General features: G+C 63.2%; 18 protein-coding genes and 2 pseudogenes. 9 read left to right on the plus strand and 11 right to left on the minus strand.

From position 1 onward, the window contains the following. Nucleotides 1-190 precede the first annotated feature (190 nt). The 3 genes from KI235_RS21950 (at nt 191) to xopAW (ending at nt 2,968) form a co-directional block, all read left to right on the plus strand. A complete protein-coding gene (locus KI235_RS21950) occupies nt 191-949 on the plus strand; it encodes a response regulator (RefSeq protein WP_003204371.1) in 759 nt (252 codons plus the stop codon). Then, on the plus strand, nt 949-1,992 hold the full coding sequence (locus tag KI235_RS21955) for an ATP-binding protein (RefSeq protein ID WP_003204373.1): 1,044 nt from the start codon (nt 949-951) through the stop codon (nt 1,990-1,992). Before KI235_RS21950 ends, KI235_RS21955 begins: the two co-directional genes overlap by 1 nt. Nucleotides 1,993-2,128: 136 nt before the next feature. Then, nucleotides 2,129-2,968 (plus strand): EF-hand domain-containing protein, encoded by an 840-nt coding sequence (gene xopAW / locus KI235_RS21960; RefSeq protein ID WP_013694024.1) that lies wholly within the window; start codon nt 2,129-2,131, stop codon nt 2,966-2,968. A gap of 87 nt (nt 2,969-3,055) precedes the next feature. Here the strand turns inward: xopAW and KI235_RS21965 are convergent, their stop codons facing one another. The 8 genes from KI235_RS21965 to KI235_RS22000 form a co-directional block, all read right to left on the minus strand. Beyond that, the gene (locus tag KI235_RS21965) at nt 3,056-4,093 is read right to left on the minus strand and encodes an AI-2E family transporter (protein ID WP_003204378.1); all 1,038 of its coding nucleotides are present in this window, start codon (nt 4,091-4,093) and stop codon (nt 3,056-3,058) included. Between the two features lie 64 nt (nt 4,094-4,157). Next, nucleotides 4,158-4,976 carry a DUF4892 domain-containing protein gene (locus tag KI235_RS21970; protein ID WP_003204380.1) on the minus strand — a complete coding sequence of 273 codons (819 nt, stop codon included), beginning with the start codon at nt 4,974-4,976 and terminating at the stop codon, nt 4,158-4,160. 129 nt (nt 4,977-5,105) lie between these two features. After that, entirely contained in the window at nt 5,106-5,957 is an 852-nt protein-coding gene (locus KI235_RS21975) for an alpha/beta hydrolase (RefSeq protein ID WP_003204383.1), read from the minus strand. Then, complete coding sequence (locus tag KI235_RS21980) at nt 5,954-6,748, minus strand: alpha/beta hydrolase (protein ID WP_013694026.1); 795 nt, start codon at nt 6,746-6,748, stop codon at nt 5,954-5,956. The genes KI235_RS21975 and KI235_RS21980 overlap by 4 nt, the downstream gene beginning before the upstream one ends. A 274-nt stretch (nt 6,749-7,022) precedes the next feature. After that, a complete protein-coding gene (locus KI235_RS21985) occupies nt 7,023-7,466 on the minus strand; it encodes a hotdog fold thioesterase (protein WP_003204388.1) in 444 nt (147 codons plus the stop codon). A 52-nt stretch (nt 7,467-7,518) separates the two neighbouring features. Next, nucleotides 7,519-7,971, minus strand: a complete 453-nt coding sequence (gene sixA / locus KI235_RS21990; protein ID WP_003204390.1) for a phosphohistidine phosphatase SixA — start codon at nt 7,969-7,971, stop codon at nt 7,519-7,521. Next, nucleotides 7,968-8,315 (minus strand): DUF4389 domain-containing protein, encoded by a 348-nt coding sequence (locus KI235_RS21995; RefSeq protein ID WP_003204392.1) that lies wholly within the window; start codon nt 8,313-8,315, stop codon nt 7,968-7,970. The genes sixA and KI235_RS21995 overlap by 4 nt, the downstream gene beginning before the upstream one ends. A 30-nt stretch (nt 8,316-8,345) precedes the next feature. Beyond that, complete coding sequence (locus tag KI235_RS22000; protein ID WP_003204394.1) at nt 8,346-9,371, minus strand: NAD(P)H-dependent glycerol-3-phosphate dehydrogenase; 1,026 nt, start codon at nt 9,369-9,371, stop codon at nt 8,346-8,348. A gap of 199 nt (nt 9,372-9,570) precedes the next feature. Between KI235_RS22000 and KI235_RS22005 the strand changes: the two genes are divergently transcribed. The 5 genes and pseudogenes from KI235_RS22005 (at nt 9,571) to fabB (ending at nt 16,520) form a co-directional block, all read left to right on the plus strand. After that, nucleotides 9,571-11,694, plus strand: a complete 2,124-nt coding sequence (locus KI235_RS22005) for a TonB-dependent receptor (RefSeq protein WP_003204396.1) — start codon at nt 9,571-9,573, stop codon at nt 11,692-11,694. Further along, nucleotides 11,695-12,627: an ABC transporter substrate-binding protein gene (locus tag KI235_RS22010; RefSeq protein ID WP_003204397.1), complete on the plus strand. Its 933-nt coding sequence runs from the start codon at nt 11,695-11,697 to the stop codon at nt 12,625-12,627. After that, nucleotides 12,624-14,525, plus strand: a complete 1,902-nt coding sequence (locus KI235_RS22015) for an ATP-binding protein (RefSeq protein WP_003204399.1) — start codon at nt 12,624-12,626, stop codon at nt 14,523-14,525. The genes KI235_RS22010 and KI235_RS22015 overlap by 4 nt, the downstream gene beginning before the upstream one ends. Before the next feature lie 248 nt (nt 14,526-14,773). Then, on the plus strand, nt 14,774-15,289 hold the full coding sequence (gene fabA, locus KI235_RS22020; protein WP_003204400.1) for a 3-hydroxyacyl-[acyl-carrier-protein] dehydratase FabA: 516 nt from the start codon (nt 14,774-14,776) through the stop codon (nt 15,287-15,289). Between the two features lie 11 nt (nt 15,290-15,300). Beyond that, a pseudogene (fabB, locus tag KI235_RS22025) lies at nt 15,301-16,520 on the plus strand (beta-ketoacyl-ACP synthase I). A 117-nt stretch (nt 16,521-16,637) separates the two neighbouring features. On the opposite strand, the gene KI235_RS22030 reads toward fabB, so the two are convergent. Together KI235_RS22030 and KI235_RS22035 are read right to left on the minus strand one after the other, a co-directional pair. Continuing rightward, complete coding sequence (locus tag KI235_RS22030; protein ID WP_003204405.1) at nt 16,638-17,102, minus strand: DUF3859 domain-containing protein; 465 nt, start codon at nt 17,100-17,102, stop codon at nt 16,638-16,640. A gap of 136 nt (nt 17,103-17,238) precedes the next feature. Beyond that, nucleotides 17,239-18,255, minus strand: coding sequence for an amidohydrolase family protein (locus tag KI235_RS22035; RefSeq protein ID WP_003204407.1), 1,017 nt, complete (start codon nt 18,253-18,255; stop codon nt 17,239-17,241). Between the two features lie 126 nt (nt 18,256-18,381). Between KI235_RS22035 and KI235_RS22040 the strand changes: the two genes are divergently transcribed. Beyond that, nucleotides 18,382-19,242 carry a pirin family protein gene (locus KI235_RS22040; RefSeq protein WP_003204409.1) on the plus strand — a complete coding sequence of 287 codons (861 nt, stop codon included), beginning with the start codon at nt 18,382-18,384 and terminating at the stop codon, nt 19,240-19,242. A 141-nt stretch (nt 19,243-19,383) separates the two neighbouring features. Here KI235_RS22040 and KI235_RS22045 read toward each other — a convergent pair. Next, nucleotides 19,384-20,111, minus strand: a pseudogene (locus tag KI235_RS22045) (dienelactone hydrolase family protein). Between the last annotated feature and the right edge of the window lie 42 nt (nt 20,112-20,153).

Consider the following 20,153-nt stretch of genomic DNA (forward strand, 5'->3'; position numbering starts at 1 on the left):
ATGGACGATACCGGCCTTTGTGTCGAAGCCGATACACTCATGACATGCGTACAACACGTCCACACGCTACCGTCCGCCGCCGCAACCCGTCCTTTCAGCGCTTCACGCCTCACGGCACGAAGCCTATGCTGAGGGCTCAACCTCGCCGCCTACTTTGCGGTTGGCAGCCTACCTGGCAGATGATGCATCCATGCAGAACACCCCTGTTGCAAATTCTGACGATCAAAAAGTGCTCGACGATGACAAGCGCTGGAACACCCGCGCGCTGATCGTCGATGACGACGTGCCGATCCGCGAGCTGCTGATCGACTACCTGGCCCGCTTCAGCATAAGGGCTAGCGGCGTGACCGATGGCGCGGCCATGCGCCAGGCGATGCAGGCCGAACACTTCGACGTGATCGTGCTCGACCTGATGCTGCCGGGTGAAGATGGCTTGCAGTTGTGCCGCTGGCTGCGCGCCGAATCGGACATCCCGATCCTGATGCTCACCGCCCGCTGCGAGCCCACCGACCGCATCATCGGCCTGGAGCTGGGCGCCGATGACTACATGGCCAAGCCGTTCGAACCCAGGGAGCTGGTGGCGCGTATCCAGACCATCCTGCGCCGAGTGCGCGACGACCGCAGCGAGCAGCGGGCCAATATCCGTTTCGACAACTGGCGGCTCAACAGCGTACTGCGCCAACTGATCTCCGCCGATGGGCTGGTGGTGCCGCTGTCCAATGCCGAGTTCCGCCTGTTGTGGGTCTTCATCGAACGGCCGCGCCGAGTGCTCAGCCGCGAACAACTGCTGGACGCCGCTCGCGGGCGCTCCATCGAGGCCTTCGACCGCAGCATCGACCTGCTTGTATCACGCCTGCGCCAGAAGCTGGGCGACGACCCCAAGGCCCCGCAACTGATCAAGACCGTGCGCGGTGAGGGCTACTTGTTCGACGCGCGGGACATCGGTTGATGCAACTGCGCCTCGACTCCCTGTTCGGCCGCCTGTTTGGCGTGCTGCTGCTGGCGATTGTCCTGGCGCATCTGTTGGCGTTTGCCTGGTTTTCTCACTACGACAGACCGCCTCCCGGGCCACCGCCGCAATTTTCCCGACAAGCCGAAGGCCCCCCGCGCTTCGGCCCGCCCCCTAATCGTCCTGCGCGGCCCTGGTTCGGCGGCCCGGTGGTGCCGCTGACCTTTCAATTCGTGTTCCTGATCGTCGCGGCCTGGTATGGCGCCAAGCTCCTGACCCGCCCCATCCAGCGCCTGAGCGATGCAGCCGAGCGCCTGAGCGAAAACCTCGACAGCCCGCCGCTGGATGAAAACGGCCCCCGTGAAGCGCGACAGGCGGCCCATACGTTCAACCTGATGCAGCAACGGATTCTCGAGCAGGTGCAGCAGCGTTCGCGCATGCTCGGCGCGGTGTCCCATGACCTGCGCACGCCGCTTTCGCGGCTCAAGCTGCGCCTGGAGCAGATCGATGACATCAAGCTGCAAGGCCAGATGCGCCAGGACCTGGACGATATGATCGGCATGCTCGATGCCACCCTCACCTACTTGCACGAACAACGCACCAGTGAAGCGCTGCAATGGATGGACGTGCAGGCCTTGGTGGAATCGTTGAGCGAAAACGCCCAGGACCAGGGCGCCGATGTGCAGGTCAGCGGCACCTGCGCGCCGCTGCAGGTGCAACCGATGGCGTTGCGTTCGTGCCTCAACAACCTCATCGACAATGCCCTGCGCTACGCCGGCCATGCCTTGATTAGCCTGGAAGACCAACATAAGCAGGTGCTGATTCGAGTCATCGACCATGGTCCCGGTATCGCGGCGGACAAACGCGAGGCGGTGTTCGAACCGTTCTTTCGCCTGGAAGGCTCGCGCAACCGCAACTCCGGCGGCGTCGGCCTGGGCATGACCATCGCCCGGGAAGCCACCGAACGCCTGGGCGGGCAATTGATCCTGGAAGAGACGCCAGGGGGCGGGTTGACGGCGGTGATCAGCCTGCCTCGTCTCTAAGCCCTCTTATCTCCCCTGTGGGAGCGAACGCTGTGTATTTCTCTCGGTACAAACCCCACATACCCACGACAACTACCCCGCCGAGGCTGCATAAGCCGGTGCACTCACCGGCTATCCCAGCCCAAGGAGAGCGCCCATGATTGGTAGCGTCAGCAGTTACTCGACCTATACCAGCACCAGCAGTACCGCAACCAGCAGTGCCCGCAGCCAGCAGTTTCAAAAGGAACTGCTGAACAAGCTCGACAGTGACGGCGACGGTTCGGTCAATCAGGAAGAGTTGAGCACCGCCCTGTCGCAAAAAAGCGACGACGGCATCCTGGTCAGCCTGAGCGACAATTTTGGCGACCTGGACAGTGACGGCAGTGGTGACCTGAGCAGCGAGGAAATGGCCGCAATGGCGCCGCCACCTCCTCCACCACGCGACCAGGCACCGAGTACCGAACTGGCCGATGCGCTGCTCAGCGTCCTGGACACCGACGGTGATGGCGTGGTCAGCAGCGATGAGTTGAGCAACGGCCTGGCCAGCACGGACAGCGATGCCGACAGCCAGCAAGTGTTCTCGGCGTTGGACAAGAATGAAGACGGCACTGTCAGCCTCGACGAACTCGCCGCCAGCCTTGCGCCACCGCCACCACCGCAACAGGCCTCCAGTGAAGAGTTGTTCAGCCAGCTCGATGCCGATGGCGACGCCACCGTCACCGCCAGCGAACTGAGCAGCGCCTTGCAGGCCAGCAACGGTACGTCCACGAGCACCGACACCAGCGCGATGCTGATGGAAGCACTCGACAGCGACAGCAGCGGTGGCGTCAGCAGCGACGAATTCAACAACGCCTTGCAGGCCGGTCGCCGCAGCGACAGCTCCACCGAACAGGCCAATGTCAGCGAGGCGTTGAACAGAATGATCGCCAACCTCAGCCGGCAATACTCGCTGGATAACGTCGCCACTGTAGGGAAACACCTGAACGTGGCGACCTGATTCACCGGCAAGCCTGGATTGAAACTCACTTGTGGCGAGGGGATTTATCCCCTCGCCACAAAGGTTTGTGCTTGCCTCTGGGGTGGGTTACCGCGCCTGGCTCTTGCTCCAGTCCGTCAACAGGCTATACGCCACCGCCAGCAGGGTCGGGCCGATGAACAGGCCGATGAAACCGAAGGCGATCAACCCGCCGAACACCCCCAGCAGCACGATGACCAGGGGCAGGTTTCCGCCACGGCTGATCAGGTACGGCTTGAGCACGTTGTCCACGCCACTGATGATGAACGTGCCCCAGATGCCAAGAAACACCGCCATCCCGTACTCACCCTTCCACGCCAGCCACGCCGTGGCAGGGATCCACACCAGCGGTGGCCCCATGGGGATCAGGCTCAACAGGAACGTGACGATACCCAGTACCAGCGCCCCCGGGACCCCGGCGATCAGGAAGCCGATCAGCGCCAGCACGGCCTGGGCTGCCGCAGTGCCAATCACGCCGTTGACCACCCGTTGCACCGTACCGGCCACCAGTTCGATGTAGTAACCGGCGCGGTCGCCGATCAGACGCTCCAGCAACCCGTGGACGAACACCGCCAGGCGCGGGCCGTCGCGATAGAAAAAGAACACGAACACGATGCTCAGGGTCAGTTCGAGTATGCCGCCGCCGATCTGCGCACTGCGGGCCAGCAGCCAGTTGCCGACCTGTCCCAGGTAAGGCCTGGCGGACACCATCAGCGCGGCCCCCTGCTGGTCGATGCTGTTCCAGATGCCGACCAGCCGTTCGCCCACCAGCGGTACACCGGCCAACCAGGTCGGGGCTTCGGGCAGGCCGTCGACCTGTGCGTCCTTGATGAATGCGGTGGCATCGCGCACATGGTCGGCCAGGTTGAAACCCAGCCACACCAGCGGCACCGCCACCAGCAGCATCCAACCCACCGTCAGCAACGCCGCCGCCAGGGATTCGCGGCCATTGACCCAGCGGGTCAGCAGGCGCATCAGCGGCCAACTGGCGAACGCCAGCACCGCGCCCCAGAACAGCGCCGACCAGAACGGCGCCATGACCCAGAGGCTTGCACCGAACAACACCAGGAGCAGGATCTGCACCAACAGCCGATCGTTATTGATCATGTAGGGTCTCGAAAAAATGAACAGGAGCGAGGCAACGGCGTGAAAGCCGCCGCCCCGAAACAGCTTAGCGCAGCAACTCCAGATGCAATCCCGCCGCCTCGCCGCTGGCGGCCTCCATGCGCGCCGCCCGAACGCCCTGGCCCGCCAGAGCCTCAAGCCAATCCTCGGCCCGGGGCCCGGCGATACTGACCCGCAAGCCCGTGTCCAGGTTCAGCGCCCGGGACAACAGGCGCAACCAGGTATCGTCCGGCTCACCGGCAAGACGCGGCAAATCCAGGACCCCTGTGTCCTTGAGCTGGCGCAGCAGCGTGGCCGACGTCGGCAACAGGTCCCCCAGCGCTGCGCTCGCCTCGAACTGCTCGACATGCAGGTAGGCCTTGCGATTGCCGCGGGTGATGGCATACAGCGCAATCAGTGTGTTGTCCGTCGGTGGCGCCAGGCGCAGCAGCAGGAAGGCCTGGCCGTTGTCGGCGCCATAGAGCTTGGAGTTGCCGAAGACGTCGTTGGCCCACAGGCTGCTTTCGCCGCAATCGCGGGCCTGACACCAGAACAACAGCTCGGCGCCCTGTTTCTGCAACGCTTCGCGCGCTGCGGTAAAGGCCTGGGTGGCGGAATGTTCCGGCGGCAGTTCGTAGGTGACCGACGTGACGTTCCCACGGGCATCGACCTGGCCGTCGAAGCGCAGCTGGCCGCTGATCTTGCGGATCGAGCCCATGGGGTAGACGCGTTCCAGGTCGCTGGTCTGCCGGTAATCGACAATCTGCGCGTCGGGCATGCGCGGCACACGCTCCAGGTCGCGACTGCCTGGCACATCGGCGGCGAACGACGCCGGGCTGAAGCAGGCCAGCACCAGCAGGACGAGTGAGTGAACGGATAATTTCATCGGGTCGGCTTGGCCTGGGACGCTTGGACGCAACGGGCGTCGTCGATGCACCGCGAGGCTGATAAACAGAGGTCTGTCATGGTTGTCTCCCTTTCAACCCGCCCAGCCTCGACAGTTGCCCGCCGCAAGTCAAGGAACGGTGAAGAACCGATTGAAACAGTCTGCTACAAGCGTGGCACCGACCTCGTCGTTCAGGTGTAGATGATGGCCGCCGGGCAACTGCTCATGACTGAAGGGTAGACGCTCCAGCAACGCCGGGTGCTGGGCCAGCATGCCGTCGGCCGCCACCACCAGATGCGCCGGACAAGCGACCCGCGCCACGAACGCCATGGCCTGTTCATCGGTCAGGCGCAAAGGCGATGGCAAGGTCAGGCGGTTGTCGGTGCGCCAGGTATAGCCCCCGGGCACCGGCATCAGGCCACGCTGGGCCAACAGTTCAGCGGCCTCGCGGCTGACCGCCACCAGCCCCTTCATCCGCGCTTCGATGGCCCGCTCCAGGGTTTTGTAGACCGGCTTGCGTTTCTGCTGCAGATCCAACTGGGCTTGCAGGGCCATGCCCATGCGCTCGGCCGCGTTATCGCCTTTGGCTGTCGGAGGAATCACCCCGTCGATCAGCCCCAGGTGCGTCACCCGCTCCGGCAAGGAGCCGGCCAGCACCAGCGAGACAATGGCGCCCATGGAATGCCCCAACAGAGCGAAACGCTTCAAGCCCAGTTGTTCGGCGACTTGCAGCACATCGTGGGCATAGTCCCAGAGGGCATAACCGGCACCGGGCGGCCGATGCCCGGAGTGACCGTGGCCGGCCATGTCCAGGGCAATCACCCGCAGGCCCTCGAGCCTGGGCGCCAGGCGGGCGAAGCTGTTGGCGTTGTCCAGCCAACCATGCAGGGCAATTACCGGCAGTCCGTCTTCCGGCCCGAACAGGTGGGCCGCCAGTTCGATGTGCGGCAAGCTCAGGCGGACTTCCTCGACCACACTCATGCGCTGCGCCCTTCCCAACGCTGGAACAGGTTCTTGAGCAGGTTGGCCGTGTCCTGTGGACGTTCGAGGGGGAACATATGGCCGCCGGGCATGCTCAGGGATTCGCCATGGAGCATGCGCCCCACCGAACGGGTGTGATGACGCATCACCACGCGACTCTGCCGGCCGCGCACCACGGCCAGCGGCACCTTGAGCTTGCGGGGCCGTCCGGGGCTGGTGTGCGGCACGCCGCGGTAAATGCTGATTTCGGTGGCAGGGTCAAAGCGCAGTCGCAGCCGGTCGCCGACTTGTTGCAGGCCGTGTTGCAGGTAGGCGTCGAAGCAATCCGGGTCAAAGCCGCGGAACAGGGTCTTGCCGGCAAAATACTGCCGGGCGGACTCCAGGTCAGCGAACTCCTCACGCCGACCCAGGGTCCGGCCCGCGGGTGTCAGGCGGTCGATGAAGCCCAGGCGCTTGGCGGCCAGGATCACCCACTGGTCGGTACGGGTCAGCACCGGCGAATCGAGCATGACCACGCCGCGATACAACTGGGGGCAGCGCAACGCCGCGTGCAGGTGCAGCACGCCGCCCAGGGAGTGACCAACGCCCCACACCGGCGCCGGTTGCTGCTCCAGGTGATGAATCAGTTCGTCCACCAGGTTGTGCCAGTTATCGTCCACCGGGAAACGCGGGTCATGACCGTGCAACTCCAGATGCGCGACCTGGTACTGCGGCGCCAGCGCGGCGAACAGTTTGCCGTAGGTGGCCGAGGGAAAACCGTTGGCGTGGGCGAAAAAAATCTGTTGCGACATGACAGCCGATCCATTGGGGGAACTGGGGCAGATTGTCCGCAGAACCCGACGGCACGGCAATGACCGTAACTGACAGGAATGATGACAGTCGGGCTTGGGCTATGGGGCTATCAAGCGGTAAGCACTGCCCCATGTGGCGAGGAGACTTGTGGGAGCAAGGCTCGCCCGCGATGCAGACGCTGGGGTGGATCAGGTGTTGCGCGTCGACGCCATCGCGGGCAAGCCTTCTCCCACAGGAAATCACCCCATGACAGGATTGCGTCCAGCTAGAACATCAACGCGCCGGCGGTTGCTCGCCCAGCGGCACCACGGCCATGGTCAGGCGCGACACGCAGTTGACCTTGCCCTCGTCATTGACCAGGCGAATGTCCCAGACCTGGGTGGTGCGGCCCAGGTGGACCATCCGGGCCGTGGCGGTCACCCGTCCGCTGCGCACGCCGCGCAGATGGTTGGCGTTGATCTCCAGGCCCACGCAATAGAACTTGCTGGCATCGACACAGAGATAGGCCGCCATGGACCCGACCGTTTCGGCCAACACCACCGAAGCACCGCCATGCAGCAGGCCGAACGGCTGGTGAGTGCGATGATCGACCACCATGCTGGCGGTCAGGGATTCGTCGTCGAACGACTCGAAACGAATGTCCAGCACTTCACTGATGGTGTTTTTACCGGCGGCGTTCAGTTGCTCGATGTTGGGGGTGGTGCGCCACAGACTCATCGTTGCCCTTCCTGTGTGATTGTTGTTTTACCCAGTCCTGCAATCGATCTGCTCAGGGATGCCTGATCCCTTTGAGCTTCATCGCCCCGGCCAGCGGCATGTCGCCTTCCAGCTCGGCCAGGCCGGCGGTTTGCACTTGCTCGGGGTGCTGCAGATGGCCGTGCTGCAGAAAGCCTAGCAAGCTGCCCACCAAGGGGTTATGACTGACCAGCAGCACATTGTCCTGGTCCTCGAGGCGCTCCAGGACTTTTTGCGGCCGGGTGTCCGGAGTGAGCCAGTTCACCGTGATCAGCTCAGGCTGAAAACCCAGCGCTTCGCGCACCAGTTGTGCGGTCTGTTGGGCGCGCAAGTAGGGACTTGCGTAAATGGCGGCCAGGGGCTGGCCGATCAATTGCGCGGCACTGCGCAACACTTCCTCGCGACCGTGAGCCGTCAGGGCCCGCTCCGGATCCGGACGGGCACCGTACGGCTCCGCCTCACCATGACGCAACACCCACAACTTCATAGCTTCGGCTCCTCGTCCCGGGCGGGATGCGGGGCCGGCGCCACGGTGTGAGGTGCTTCACCTTCCGGCGTGCGCGGGGTCGGCCAGTCCGCGAACGGCCAGGGTTTCTGGTCGCTGTGAAAGGTGCCGAAACGACCGATCTGGGCCAGGAACTGGCTCAGGCTGTCGCCGAAATTCATCAGGCTGGCACTGGGTGCGCCGTAGATCAGCCGATAGATCAACTGCACCAGCACCACGGCGCCGAGGATGAATTGCGCCACCTGCCAGACCAGCAGGTAAATCACCATCCACAGCACACGCAGCAGGATGGATTCGTATTGGGGTTGCCCTTGCGGATCGTTCATGGCTCGCTCCTGCTTGCGGTCAATAAAGGTTCAGTTGAAACCGCTGGTGGAAATGAAATCGACATCGGTCTTCGGTTCGCCACGCATCAACAGCTCGATCACCTGTTCGAGCGTGCGCCCTTCAAACAGGATCGCGTGCAACCCGGCGACCAGTGGCATGTACACCCCCGCCTCCTGGGACTTGGCCTTGAGCACCTTGAGGGTATTGACCCCTTCGGCCACTTCACCCAGGCGCGACACGGCCTCGTCGAGGCTCAAGCCTTGGCCGAGGGCAAAACCGACCTGGTAGTTGCGGCTCTTGGGCGAGGAACAGGTGACGATCAGGTCGCCCACGCCGGCCAACCCCAGGAAGGTCATCGGATTGGCGCCCTGACTGACGGCAAAGCGGGTCATTTCCGCCAGCGCACGGGTGATCAGCATGCTCTTGGTGTTCTCGCCCATGCCCAGCGCCACCGCCATGCCGGCGATGATGGCATAGACGTTCTTCAACGCCCCGCCCAGCTCCACACCGAAACGGTCGGCACTGGCGTAGACCCGGAAGGTACGGCCATGCAGTGCCGCCTGGACCCGCTGGCACAGCTCCTCATCCTCACTGGCGACCACCGTAGCGGTCAGCGCATGCTCAGCGATTTCCCGCGCCAGGTTCGGCCCGGAGATCACACCGATCCGAGCCTTGGGCGCGATTTCTTCGAGAATCTCGCTCATCAGCTTGAAGGTCTTGGCTTCGATGCCCTTGGTCAGGCTCACCAACAGCTTGCCGCTCAAGCGTTCCGCGTAGGGCGCCAGCACCGAACGCAAGGCGCTGGACGGCAAGGCGACGAAGAACAGGTCGCTGCCCTCCAGGGTTGCCTGCAAGTCAGTCACCGGTTCCACTTCCGGGCGGATCTTGATGCCCTTGAGGTAACGCGGGTTCTCGCGATTGACCCGGATGGCCTCGGCCTGCTCCGGGTCACGCATCCACTGGCGCACCGGGTGACCATTCTCGGCCAGCAGGTTAGCCACGGCGGTGCCGAAACTCCCGCCTCCCAGGACCGCAATCGGGCGCTGTTCAGTCATATGCAATCCGTTCATCCATACCAAGTGGCAATGCGGGGCATTATACGGAGCGGCCAGAGCGCGACCAGCCCCGGCAACAATTACCACCAGCTGTAGGAAGCTGACCATCAATTCCTAGGAAAATGCTGTCAACGCGAATGGAAAAGTCGTTCAGCTCGGTTAACATGCCCGCCATCCACCCTATCTCAAAGGCTGTGCCGTGTCCGTTGGCCCTTCCCGTCCAGGTTCGTCCCTGCTATTGGCACTGATCATCAGCCCGCCAGTGCTGGGCGACGACCTGTTCGTGGACAGCCAGCCCATGCCCCAGGTGCTGACGGCCACGCGCCTCAAGCAATCACCAGCGGCAGTGCCAGGCAGCATGACCGTGCTCGACAGCGAGTTGATCAAGGCCAGCGGCGCCCGCGATATCAGCGAACTGCTGCGCCTGGTGCCGGGCATGATGGTCGGCAACATCAGCGGCAACCAGGCTGCCGTGAACTACCATGGCACCAACGCCAGCGAAGCCCGCCGCATGCAAGTGCTGATCGACGGCCGCTCGGTATACCGCGCCGGCCTGGCCACGGTGGACTGGAGCGATATTCCGGTGGCTATGGAGGACATCGAGCGGATCGAAGTCTTCCGCGGCCCCAACACCGTCAGCTACGGCGCCAATGCGCTGATGGCGGTGGTCAATATCATCACCCGCGCCCCGGCCGACAGCCATGGCACCCGGCTGAAAATCACCCGTGGCCAGCGTGGCATAAGCGACTGGTACGCCAGCCAGGGCAGCGGCTGGGACGGCGGCGACCTGCGGCTGTCGCTGTCCGGCCAGGAAGACGATGGCTTTGACAGCGACCGCAACGGCGCCGATTACCGCGACAGCCGCCGCCTGAACCGCTTCAACCTGTCCGTCAGCCAGACGTTGGACGAGCAGCAAAGTATCGATTGGCAATTGAGCGCCAAGGACGGGACCAATCAGCGGCCCTATACCTACCATCCGGTGTTTGCCGGGATTACCGCCGCTGGCGATAACTCCGACGTCATCGCCAAGGACTACGCCGGCTCACTGCGCTGGAACCTGGACCTGGACCCCAACCACAGTCTTTATGTACAGGGCTCGATCCAGCACTGGGATCGCCAGCAGACCTGGCGCGCCTGCGACGCCGAGGTGTCCTTCAGCCCGCAACTGACCGACCTGTGGCAGCTCAACCCCAACTATGCCGAGAAGCTGGCACGCAATATCCCCAGCTACATCAACAGCGGCGCGCCAGCCGGCACGCCACAGGAACAAACGTTGGCCAATCAGGTGCTCGACCAGTGGCGCAACGGCGCCTCGCAAACCCTGTGCGGCGATATCGACCAAAGCGCCCGGGAATCGCGCTACGACCTGGAGATCCAGGACACCCTGAGCCTGTCCGACAGCCTGCGACTGGTCACCGGCGCCAACTATCGCTATGACCGGGCCGACTCGGAGACCTACTTCAACGGCACCCTGGACGACACCACGTGGCGCCTGTTCGGCCAGCTCGAATGGCGGGCCACCGAACATTGGTTGTTGCAGGGCGGTGCGATGTTCGAAGACACCCGCCTGACCGGCAGCTCGCTGACCCCACGGGTCGCGGTCAACTACCTGATCACCCCGCGCCACGGCCTGCGGGCGGTGTACTCCGAAGCCGTGCGCTCCCCGGACATGTTCGAGAACAACGTCAACTGGAGCTATCAGGTCACCAACCTGCAACCCGCCGCCTTCGGCCAGAACAGCGCCCGTTACTTCGTCCGGACCCGCGGCCCGGGCAACCTGGAGCAAGAGCACATGCGCTCCCGGGAACTGGGCTACAACGGTTATTTCGTGGACCTGGGGCTGGCGGTCGATGTGAAACTGTTCCATGACGAAATCACCGGCATGATCAGCGAACCGTTGCGCAACAATCAGTACATCGCCAGCAACAGCAACGAATCGCAATTCTCCGGGGCCGAAACCCAGTTCGACTGGCGCTTGACCAGCACCGACCGCCTGCGCCTGACCTATGCCTATGTCGACGCCCAGGCCAGCAACCCCCTCGACGAACAACTGACCGCCCGCAACAGCGGTTCGGCCGGCTGGCTACGGGACTGGGGCCAAGGCTGGAACAGTGCGTTGTTCTATTACGCCGCCGACGCCCTCAATGGCTATCGCTACGAACGGATGGACACCCGCCTCGCCCGGCGCATTCCCCTGGGCAAGGCCAGCCTGGAACTGGCGGGGGTCCTGCAGCAACGCCTGGATAACCAGCCCACCACCTTTATCGACAACCGCTACGACTCCCGCCATGTCGTGTACTTCAGCGCGGAGTTGTCCTTCTAGATGTCCCGACGCCCACCGCGCAAGACGCCATTTCATGGCCGCCTGACGCTAGCCCTATGCCTGGCGTTTGCCGGTTGGCTGGCGACCATCGAGGCCCGGGCCGCCGAGATCCTGCTGACCGGCGCCGAGGACAGCCCCGGCGTGCAATCTTTTACCCAGGCCCTGAAAACCCTGCGCCCCGAAGACAGCGTGCGGTTCACGCCGCTGGCCAACCTGCCAGCGCCAGACAAGTTGCCGGGCAATGTCCGCCTGGTCCTGCTTGACCTGCCCAGCCTCGACTGGCGCCTGCAAGACGCCCGGGGGCCGGCCACCCTGGTGCTGCGCATCAGCCGCCAGCAAGCCCGCGATCGCCTGGGCGAAGCAACGCCTGCGCACCTGAGCCTGCTGTGGAGCGATCCACCGATGGCGCGGCAATTGCGGCTGATTCGCACCATCCTGCCGCAGGTGCGACGGGTCGGCGTGCTCTACGACACCCACAGCGAATTCCTGCTCAAGGACATTCAACAGGCCGCGGCACCGCTGGGCCTGGCCATCGTCAGCGAACGCTGGGACGACACCAACGACAGCCGTCCCCTGCAAAACCTGCTGGGCCAGAGCGACGTGCTGCTGGGTCTCGATGACCCCGACTTGTACAACCCCAAGACCGTGAAGAACCTGTTGCTCAGCAGCTACGCCCGGCAACGCGCCCTGATCGGGCCCAGCGCCGCGTTCGTCAAGGCCGGCAGCCTGGCCAGCACCTATAGCGACCAACAAGACTGGCTGGCGATTCTCGACGAGCTGCTCGACCGCCCCGCCACCACCTGGCCGCGCACCCTCTATCCGGACCGTTTCAAGGTCCTGGGCAACCGGCAAGTCTCCCGCTCACTGGGGATCGAACCGATTGATGCCGAATCCGTCGCGGCAACGTTGGCCGAAGGAGAACACCGCCCATGACCTTGCGTCGCCGTTGGGACATCAACACCCGAACCCAGCTCATCGCCCTCGGCCCGGCATTGTTGCTGACCGTGCTGCTGATCAGTTTCTTTACCTTCGTGCGGATCCAGGACTTGCGCCAGGAACTCAATCACACCGGGCAACTGATCGCCAACCAACTGGCCCCTGCCACGGAATACGGGGTGATTTCCGGCAACAAAGAAGTGTTGGAAAGCCTGCTCACCGCCACCCTGGCAACCCCGCACGTGCGCTTCCTGGAGGTCCAGGACAGCACCGACAAGGTCCTGGTGTACGTCGAACAACCCGAGCAAACCCGCAGCCGTGCCCAACAGGTCGAAGTCTTCCAGGCCCCGGTGCGCCTGCAGCGCATCGCCCTGAACAATGACTTCCTGCAGGGCAACAGCCCATCCGTGGAGGCCTCCGGCGAAGATTACCTGGGCCGCGTGATCGTCGGCATGTCCAGTGACGCCTTCAGTCAGCGGCAGCAGGAAATCCTGTTCAAGGCCGCGATCCTGGCGCTGTTCGCCCTGCTGTTCACCTTCCTGGTGGCACGCCGGCTGGCGACCAACCTGTCCCGGCCGATCCGCGATATCGGCAACGCGGTCAAGGCCATCCAGCAAGGCGACTACAGCACCCCGCTACCCATCGTCGACGACGCCGAACTGGGGGCCTTGTCGCGGCACATCAACAACCTGGCCGATGGTTTGGGGCAAGCCAGCCGCGAACAGCACCAGGCCATGGCACAGTTGATCAAGACCCGCGAAGAAGCGGAAAAAGCCAACAGCGCCAAGTCCGAATTCCTGGCGATGATGAGCCATGAACTGCGCACGCCCATGAACGGCGTACTGGGCATGCTGCAGTTGTTGGAAACCACCCGCATGACCGACGAGCAGCACGAGTACACGGCGTTGGCCTCGGAATCCACCGAACACCTGCTGAAGGTGATCAACGACATCCTCGATTTCTCGCGCATCGAACGCTCGGCCCTGGAGCTGGAGCACATCCCGTTCAACCTGGCAGAGCTGGTGAGCAGTTGCGCGCAGTCGTTCCAGCACAGCGCCGCGCAGCGCAAGCTGGGCCTGGACCTGCTGGTCCCGGACGACATGCAGGCCTTGCAGGTCCAGGGCGATCCGACGCGGATACGGCAGATCCTGGTCAACCTGATCGGCAATGCACTGAAATTCACCGAGCAAGGTCGTGTCACCGTGCAATGCCAGTGGCAGGCCCTGGACCACGAACTGCTGTGGTTCACCTGCACAGTGCGCGACAGTGGCATCGGTATCCCGGCAGAGAGCCTGGAGCGCATGTTCGACGCCTTCCAGCAGGCCGACAATTCGATCTCCCGGCGCTACGGCGGCACCGGCCTGGGCCTGCCGATCGCCCGTACCCTGGCCGAGCGCATGGGCGGGACGCTGCGGGCCCAGAGCGAAGAAGGCCAGGGCTCGGTGTTCACCCTCGAAATCCCGCTGGCCCTGTCGCGCCAGACACCACCGATCCTGGCGCCGCGCCTGCCGGTTGGCAGCGGCGATGGCGAAGGCCGCAACGTGTTGCTGGTGGAAGACAATCCGGTCAACCAGACGGTGGTCGAAGCCATGCTGCGCAGCCTCGGCTTCACCGTCAGCATCGCCACCGATGGCGCCCAAGCTGTACGCAGCGCCGAAAGCCTGATTTTCGAAGCGATCCTCATGGATTGCCGATTGCCCATCATCGATGGCTACGAAGCCACGCGGCAGATCCGTCAGTTGCCAGGCTGCGGCGAGGTGCCGATCATCGCCCTGACGGCCAACGCCTTGCAGGGTGACCGCGAAGCCTGCCTCGCGGCGGGCATGAACGATTACCTGGCCAAGCCGTTCAAAAGGAACGACCTGCAGCAGATTCTGCAGCGCTGGGTGAACTAGAACAGGTCACTGGACCATCTGTGACTGGCGTGAAAGGCGAAAGTGCGGCAGTCTTAGGCACCCGAACAAGCCTCGATTGGGGCTTGAATAAAAATTTCAGTGCACAGGTGTACATTCATTTCCCGTGTGCTGTGACTTTCACTACAACGCAATAGTCTATGAGTAGGCTGTCGACTCGAGGCATGAACGCTTCGATCGGCCGGGAAGATTTGCCCCACCCTGCCGCATGGGACTATTGAGGAGCTCGCATGACCAAACAAAACGCCTTTACCCGGGAAGATCTGCTGCGCTGCAGTCGCGGTGAGCTGTTCGGCCCAGGTAACGCGCAACTGCCCGCCCCGAACATGCTGATGGTGGATCGCATCACCCATATCAGCGAAGAGGGTGGCAAGTACGGCAAAGGTGAATTGGTCGCCGAGCTGGATATCACTCCGGACCTGTGGTTCTTCGCCTGCCACTTCGAAGGTGATCCGGTGATGCCGGGCTGCCTGGGCCTGGACGCCATGTGGCAACTGGTCGGTTTCTTCCTCGGCTGGCAAGGCCTGCCGGGTCGCGGTCGCGCCCTGGGTTCGGGCGAAGTGAAGTTCTTTGGTCAGGTCCTCCCGACCGCCAAGAAAATCACCTATAACATTCATATCAAACGCGTCCTCAAGGGCAAGCTGAACATGGCCATTGCCGATGGTTCGGTTGCCGTGGATGGTCGCGAGATCTACACCGCCGAAGGCCTTCGGGTCGGCGTTTTCACCTCCACTGACAACTTCTAAGGGTTATCCGCATGCGCCGCGTCGTTATCACTGGTCTGGGCATCGTTTCGTGCCTGGGCAATGACAAAGAGACCGTCTCCGCTAACCTGCGTGCAAGTCGCCCTGGCATCCGGTTCAACCCGGAATATGCCGAAATGGGTCTGCGTAGCCAGGTTTCCGGCTCCATTGACCTTCCCTCGAAGAGCTGATCGATCGCAAGATCTACCGTTTCGTCGGCCACGCGGCGGCTTACGCCTACCTGGCCATGAAGGACGCCATCGCTGACTCCGGGCTGACCGAAGAGCAGGTTTCCAACCCGCGCACCGGCCTGATCGCCGGTTCCGGTGGCGCCTCCACCTTGAATCAGATGGAAGCGCTGGACATCCTGCGCGAGAAAGGCGTCAAGCGCGTTGGCCCATACCGCGTCACGCGGACCATGAGCAGCACGGTTTCCGCCTGCCTGGCCACGCCGTTCAAGATCAAGGGCCTGAACTACTCCATCGCCTCTGCCTGCGCCACCAGTGCCCACTGCATTGGCAACGCCATGGAACAGATCCAGATGGGCAAGCAGGACGTCGTGTTCGCTGGCGGCGGTGAAGAAGAACATTGGAGCCAATCGTTCCTGTTCGACGCCATGGGCGCCCTGTCCAGCAAGCGCAACGACACGCCGGAAAAAGCTTCCCGTGCCTACGATGCCGACCGTGACGGTTTCGTCATCGCCGGCGGCGGTGGCATGGTGGTGGTCGAGGAGCTGGAACACGCCCTGGCCCGTGGCGCCAAGATCTACGCGGAAATCGTCGGCTACGGCGCCACTTCCGACGGCTACGACATGGTCGCTCCAAGTGGCGAAGGCGCCATCCGTTGCATGCAGATGGCCATGTCCACCGTTGATGCACCGATCGACTACCTGAACACCCACGGCACCTCGACCCCGGTCGGCGACGTCGCGGAAATGAAAGGTGTGCGCGAAGTGTTCGGCGGCAATGCCCCGGCCATCAGCTCCACCAAGAGCCTGTCGGGTCACTCCCTGGGCGCCGCCGGCGTTCACGAAGCGATCTACTGCATGCTGATGATGGAAGGCAACTTCATGGCCGGTTCGGCCAACATCGACGAGCTGGACCCAGAAGTAGCCGATCTGCCAATCCTGACCAAGACTCGCGAAAACGCCACCATCAATACCGTGATGAGCAACAGCTTCGGCTTCGGCGGCACCAACGCCACCCTGGTACTGAAGCGCTGGCAGGGCAAGTAAGCCCCGCCGCTACGCCGCACACAAAAACGCCCCGACTGGTTCGGGGCGTTTTTTTTGCCTGGCGAATATGCCTGAGTTCATTGTGGGAGCGAGCTCGCTCCCACAGTGTTCCCTCAATCAGCGCACGACAAACCGCTGCTGCGCCAGCAGCCGATCACCCTGGAACACCATGAACCGCCACTCCCCCGGCACCACTTCGTGGCTTTCGGTGAATTCGTAGGCCATGACATCCTGGGGCGCGCCGGGCACCAGTTTCTGGATGACCTCGAACTTGTCGTGGCGCACGCCATCAGGGGTGCGGATGCCGGGGGTGAAGTACAACAGGGTCAACGGCTGGTCATCCGCGACCTTGCCGGCCAACTGGTAGCGCATGCCGAACTTGGTACCCAGCTTCGCCGGCACGCTCTCGGTCTGGCGGATCTGCTCGTTGCCGCGCCGCAGGACCCGCTCTCCCGATTGCAGCTCGGCTTGCGGCCCTTCGAAAACACCGTACTCCACCGGGCCTTCGACACGGACTTCGGCCTGTGCCAGGCCGCAGGTCAACAACAGCGCGACCAGTGCGCTTGAACGGGTGAGGTGCATAGTGCGCTCCTTGATTGAGATGAGCGCGAGGGTATGACGCGGGAGTGACAGGCTGATGACAAAGCGATGTTGCTCTGTGGGAGCAAAGCTTGCTCGCGATGCAGGCACCTCGTTTCCCCGAGAACCGGCGTCGTCTTCATCGCGGGCAAGCCTTGCTCCCACACAACACCGCCAGAAAGTTATCCCGCGCTACCTTCCGCGCCACGTCTTGCGGCAAGGCATCGAGGAACGGATCGAAGCTGCGCAGCTCCTTGCCCAACCTGTCGAACCGCCCGACGACATCCGAGCCCACCATGAAGCGCTCAGGAAAGCGCTCCACCAGCGTTACCCACTCATCCCGGGGCTTACCCGCCTCGTCCAGCAAGTACGGCGTGAGCACGCTCCAGGAAAGGTCTATGTACAGATTGGGATAGGCCTCGAGCATGCGGGTCAGGGTCGGCAACAGAAAATCCAAGCGGGTCTGGTGGCGATGGATTTCCATGCTGGTACCGGCGTGGGCCCAGATGAAGCGCGTGTGCGGATGATTGCGCAACGGCTCCTCGATTTCTGCCAGGTACAGCGGATTTTTCTCACGCTTGGAAGTGATGTTGGAATGCAGCATCACCGGCAGGTCGTTCTCGGCCGCCAGGTGATAGATCCGCGTCATGGCTTCGTTGTTGGCCCTTGGGGTGTCGCCTGAGGTCAGCGCCGTCAGATCGTCATGGCGGGTGAAGACCTCGCCGATGCCTTGCCACAAACCCGGGTAGAGATCGAGCATGCGCTGGATATGGGCGGCGGAGTTCTTGTCGTTGGGATTGAAGCCCGACAGGAATGGATGAAAGTGCCGACGCTGCTCGTCGGTCAGCTTGCTCACCGCCGCGGCGACAATCACGTCGGTGGCGCTGTACCAATAGGCATCCGCATCGTCACCGGCGTAATAGCGTGGACGCTTGGGCTCGTCCTCATGCCATTTCTTGGCCACCGGCACACCGGAAATCATCACATGCTCAATGCGATTGTCCGCAATCGCCTGGAGCAACTTGGGCATGCCGGCGGTTTCCTGGAAGAAATCGACGTAATGCAGGTGTGCATCGCTGTAGGCATATTCGCGAGCCACGGCGCCGCTGCTGGAAACGACCAGTAGCCAGGCGCAGATCAAACGGGTCAGGGGCACGGGCAGTCTCCAGAAGCCTTGAAGAGCGTAGACCCCAACCGTCCCGCCGGGGTTCAAGGCGTATCTGCCGCGTCTGCCGGCGACGGGTTATGCTTCGTGCAACCGTTGTTCAACCTGGAAGACAACATGACCACTCCCCTGACCGTTCGCCCCCGCGCCGAAGATGTCGAAGGCCAGCCGATTCTTCGCCCACTGCCGTCCGCCAAATGCCGCAGCGTCGGGCCTTTCGTGTTCTTCGATCACATGCTGCAAACCACCTACCCGGCCGGGAGAGGCATGAATATCCGCCAGCATCCGCATATCGGCCTGTCCACCCTCACCTACCTGTTCGAAGGAAAACTCCAGCACAAGGACAGCCTGGGTTCCGACCAGGTGGTGGACGCCGGAGATGTCAGCTGGATGACCGCCGGCAGCGCCATCGCCCACGTCGAGCGCACCCCCGAGTCATTGCTGGGCAGCGCGTTCGTCATGCACGGATTGCAAGTCTGGCTGGCCTCGCCCAAGGCCCATGAACAAGGCCCCGGGCACTACAGCCATCACCCGGCACAGAGCCTGCCGGTCAGCGAGAACCTGGGGGTCAGCATCCGGATGATCGCCGGGTCAGGCTTTTGCCTGGAATCGCCAGTGCCGGTGCTGTCGCCGACGCTGTATGCCGAATTGAACCTGCAGACCGCGACGACCTTGTTGATTCCCAACGAGCATGCAGAGCGAGCCCTGTATGTGCTGAGCGGCGAGGCCTTATTGGATGGCGAGCCGGTAGAAGCCCGTTCCCTGGTGATCTTGCCGACAGGGGAAGAAATGACGCTGTTTGCCGACAGTGACTGCCACGCCGTGCTATTCGGCGGTGCGCCCCTGGACGGGCCGCGACGGATCAACTGGAACTTCGTCTCCAGCGACCCGGCCCGGATCGATGAAGCCCGCCGGCGCTGGGCGGCTGGGGACTGGCCGACGGTGCCGGGGGAAAGCGAGCGGATCGAATTGCCCTAGATTCAAGGTTGCCTGTCAGGCAGTCATCGCGAGCAAGCTCGCTCCCACACTGGATCGGTGTCGTTCGCAAGTGCTGCGACCCCCCCGGTCAAATGTGGGAGCGAGTTTGCTCGCGATGGTTTTGTATCAAACGCCCCAATCTCAGCCCCTGAACACTTCATCCAACAAGTTATGCATCGACCGGAACGCCCGCCCGGCGACCTTGGCGTCGTACATCATCTTGCCCGGCACATTGGCCTGCGGGTCGGTGAACGAATGCACCGCACCGCCGTAGCTCAGCAGTTGCCAATCCACCCCGGCGGCGTCCATTTCATCTTCGAAGGCCGGTAGCTGCTCTTTCGGCACCAGCGGGTCCGAGGCGCCATGCATGACCAACACCGCGCCCTTGATGTTCTGCGCATCGGCCGGGTTCGGTGTATCCAGGGTGCCGTGGAAGGAAATCGCCGCCTTCAGCGGTGCGCCGCTGCGGGCCAGTTCCAGGGCGCAGCAACCCCCGAAGCAAAAGCCGAACGTGGCCAGCCTGGAAGCGTCGACCTGCGCTTCGCCCTGGCTCTGCAGTTGCTCAAGCGCCGCCTGCATGCGCTTGCGCAACAACGCCCGGTCGTTCTTGAGGGGCATCATCGCCGCCCCCGCCTCATCGGCATTGCTCGGGCGGACCGTCTGCCCGTAGAGGTCGGCGATCAACACCACATAACCGTTGGCCGCCACCGATCTGGCGATGTCCTCGCCCCCGCCCCTACGCCCATCCAATTCGGCGCCATCAGCAACCCCGGGCGCGAGCCCTGTTGGCTGACGTCGAAGGCCAGGCGGCCTTCATAGGTTTGACCTTCGATCTGATAGACCAGCGAACGAACCGTAACCTGACTCATGACGGACTCCTTTTTGACTGAACACCAGAAATGAAAAAACCC

The organism is Pseudomonas sp. St386 (assembly GCF_018325865.1).
GTDB lineage: Bacteria > Pseudomonadota > Gammaproteobacteria > Pseudomonadales > Pseudomonadaceae > Aquipseudomonas > Aquipseudomonas brassicacearum.

What these genes read in the sequence shown, in the direction of transcription:
- KI235_RS21950 (WP_003204371.1), top strand. Translation starts at nt 191, where the DNA reads ATGCAGAACACCCCTGTTGCAAATTCTGACGATCAAAAAGTGCTCGAC.
- KI235_RS22010 (WP_003204397.1), top strand. Translation starts at nt 11,695, where the DNA reads ATGTCCCGACGCCCACCGCGCAAGACGCCATTTCATGGCCGCCTGACG.
- KI235_RS21970 (WP_003204380.1), bottom strand. Translation starts at nt 4,976, where the DNA reads ATGAAATTATCCGTTCACTCACTCGTCCTGCTGGTGCTGGCCTGCTTC.
- KI235_RS21985 (WP_003204388.1), bottom strand. Translation starts at nt 7,466, where the DNA reads ATGAGTCTGTGGCGCACCACCCCCAACATCGAGCAACTGAACGCCGCC.
- KI235_RS21995 (WP_003204392.1), bottom strand. Translation starts at nt 8,315, where the DNA reads ATGAACGATCCGCAAGGGCAACCCCAATACGAATCCATCCTGCTGCGT.
- KI235_RS21980 (WP_013694026.1), bottom strand. Translation starts at nt 6,748, where the DNA reads ATGTCGCAACAGATTTTTTTCGCCCACGCCAACGGTTTTCCCTCGGCC.
- KI235_RS22000 (WP_003204394.1), bottom strand. Translation starts at nt 9,371, where the DNA reads ATGACTGAACAGCGCCCGATTGCGGTCCTGGGAGGCGGGAGTTTCGGC.
- KI235_RS21955 (WP_003204373.1), top strand. Translation starts at nt 949, where the DNA reads ATGCAACTGCGCCTCGACTCCCTGTTCGGCCGCCTGTTTGGCGTGCTG.
- KI235_RS22015 (WP_003204399.1), top strand. Translation starts at nt 12,624, where the DNA reads ATGACCTTGCGTCGCCGTTGGGACATCAACACCCGAACCCAGCTCATC.
- KI235_RS21965 (WP_003204378.1), bottom strand. Translation starts at nt 4,093, where the DNA reads ATGATCAATAACGATCGGCTGTTGGTGCAGATCCTGCTCCTGGTGTTG.
- sixA (WP_003204390.1), bottom strand. Translation starts at nt 7,971, where the DNA reads ATGAAGTTGTGGGTGTTGCGTCATGGTGAGGCGGAGCCGTACGGTGCC.
- fabA (WP_003204400.1), top strand. Translation starts at nt 14,774, where the DNA reads ATGACCAAACAAAACGCCTTTACCCGGGAAGATCTGCTGCGCTGCAGT.
- KI235_RS22030 (WP_003204405.1), bottom strand. Translation starts at nt 17,102, where the DNA reads ATGCACCTCACCCGTTCAAGCGCACTGGTCGCGCTGTTGTTGACCTGC.
- KI235_RS21975 (WP_003204383.1), bottom strand. Translation starts at nt 5,957, where the DNA reads ATGAGTGTGGTCGAGGAAGTCCGCCTGAGCTTGCCGCACATCGAACTG.
- KI235_RS22040 (WP_003204409.1), top strand. Translation starts at nt 18,382, where the DNA reads ATGACCACTCCCCTGACCGTTCGCCCCCGCGCCGAAGATGTCGAAGGC.
- xopAW (WP_013694024.1), top strand. Translation starts at nt 2,129, where the DNA reads ATGATTGGTAGCGTCAGCAGTTACTCGACCTATACCAGCACCAGCAGT.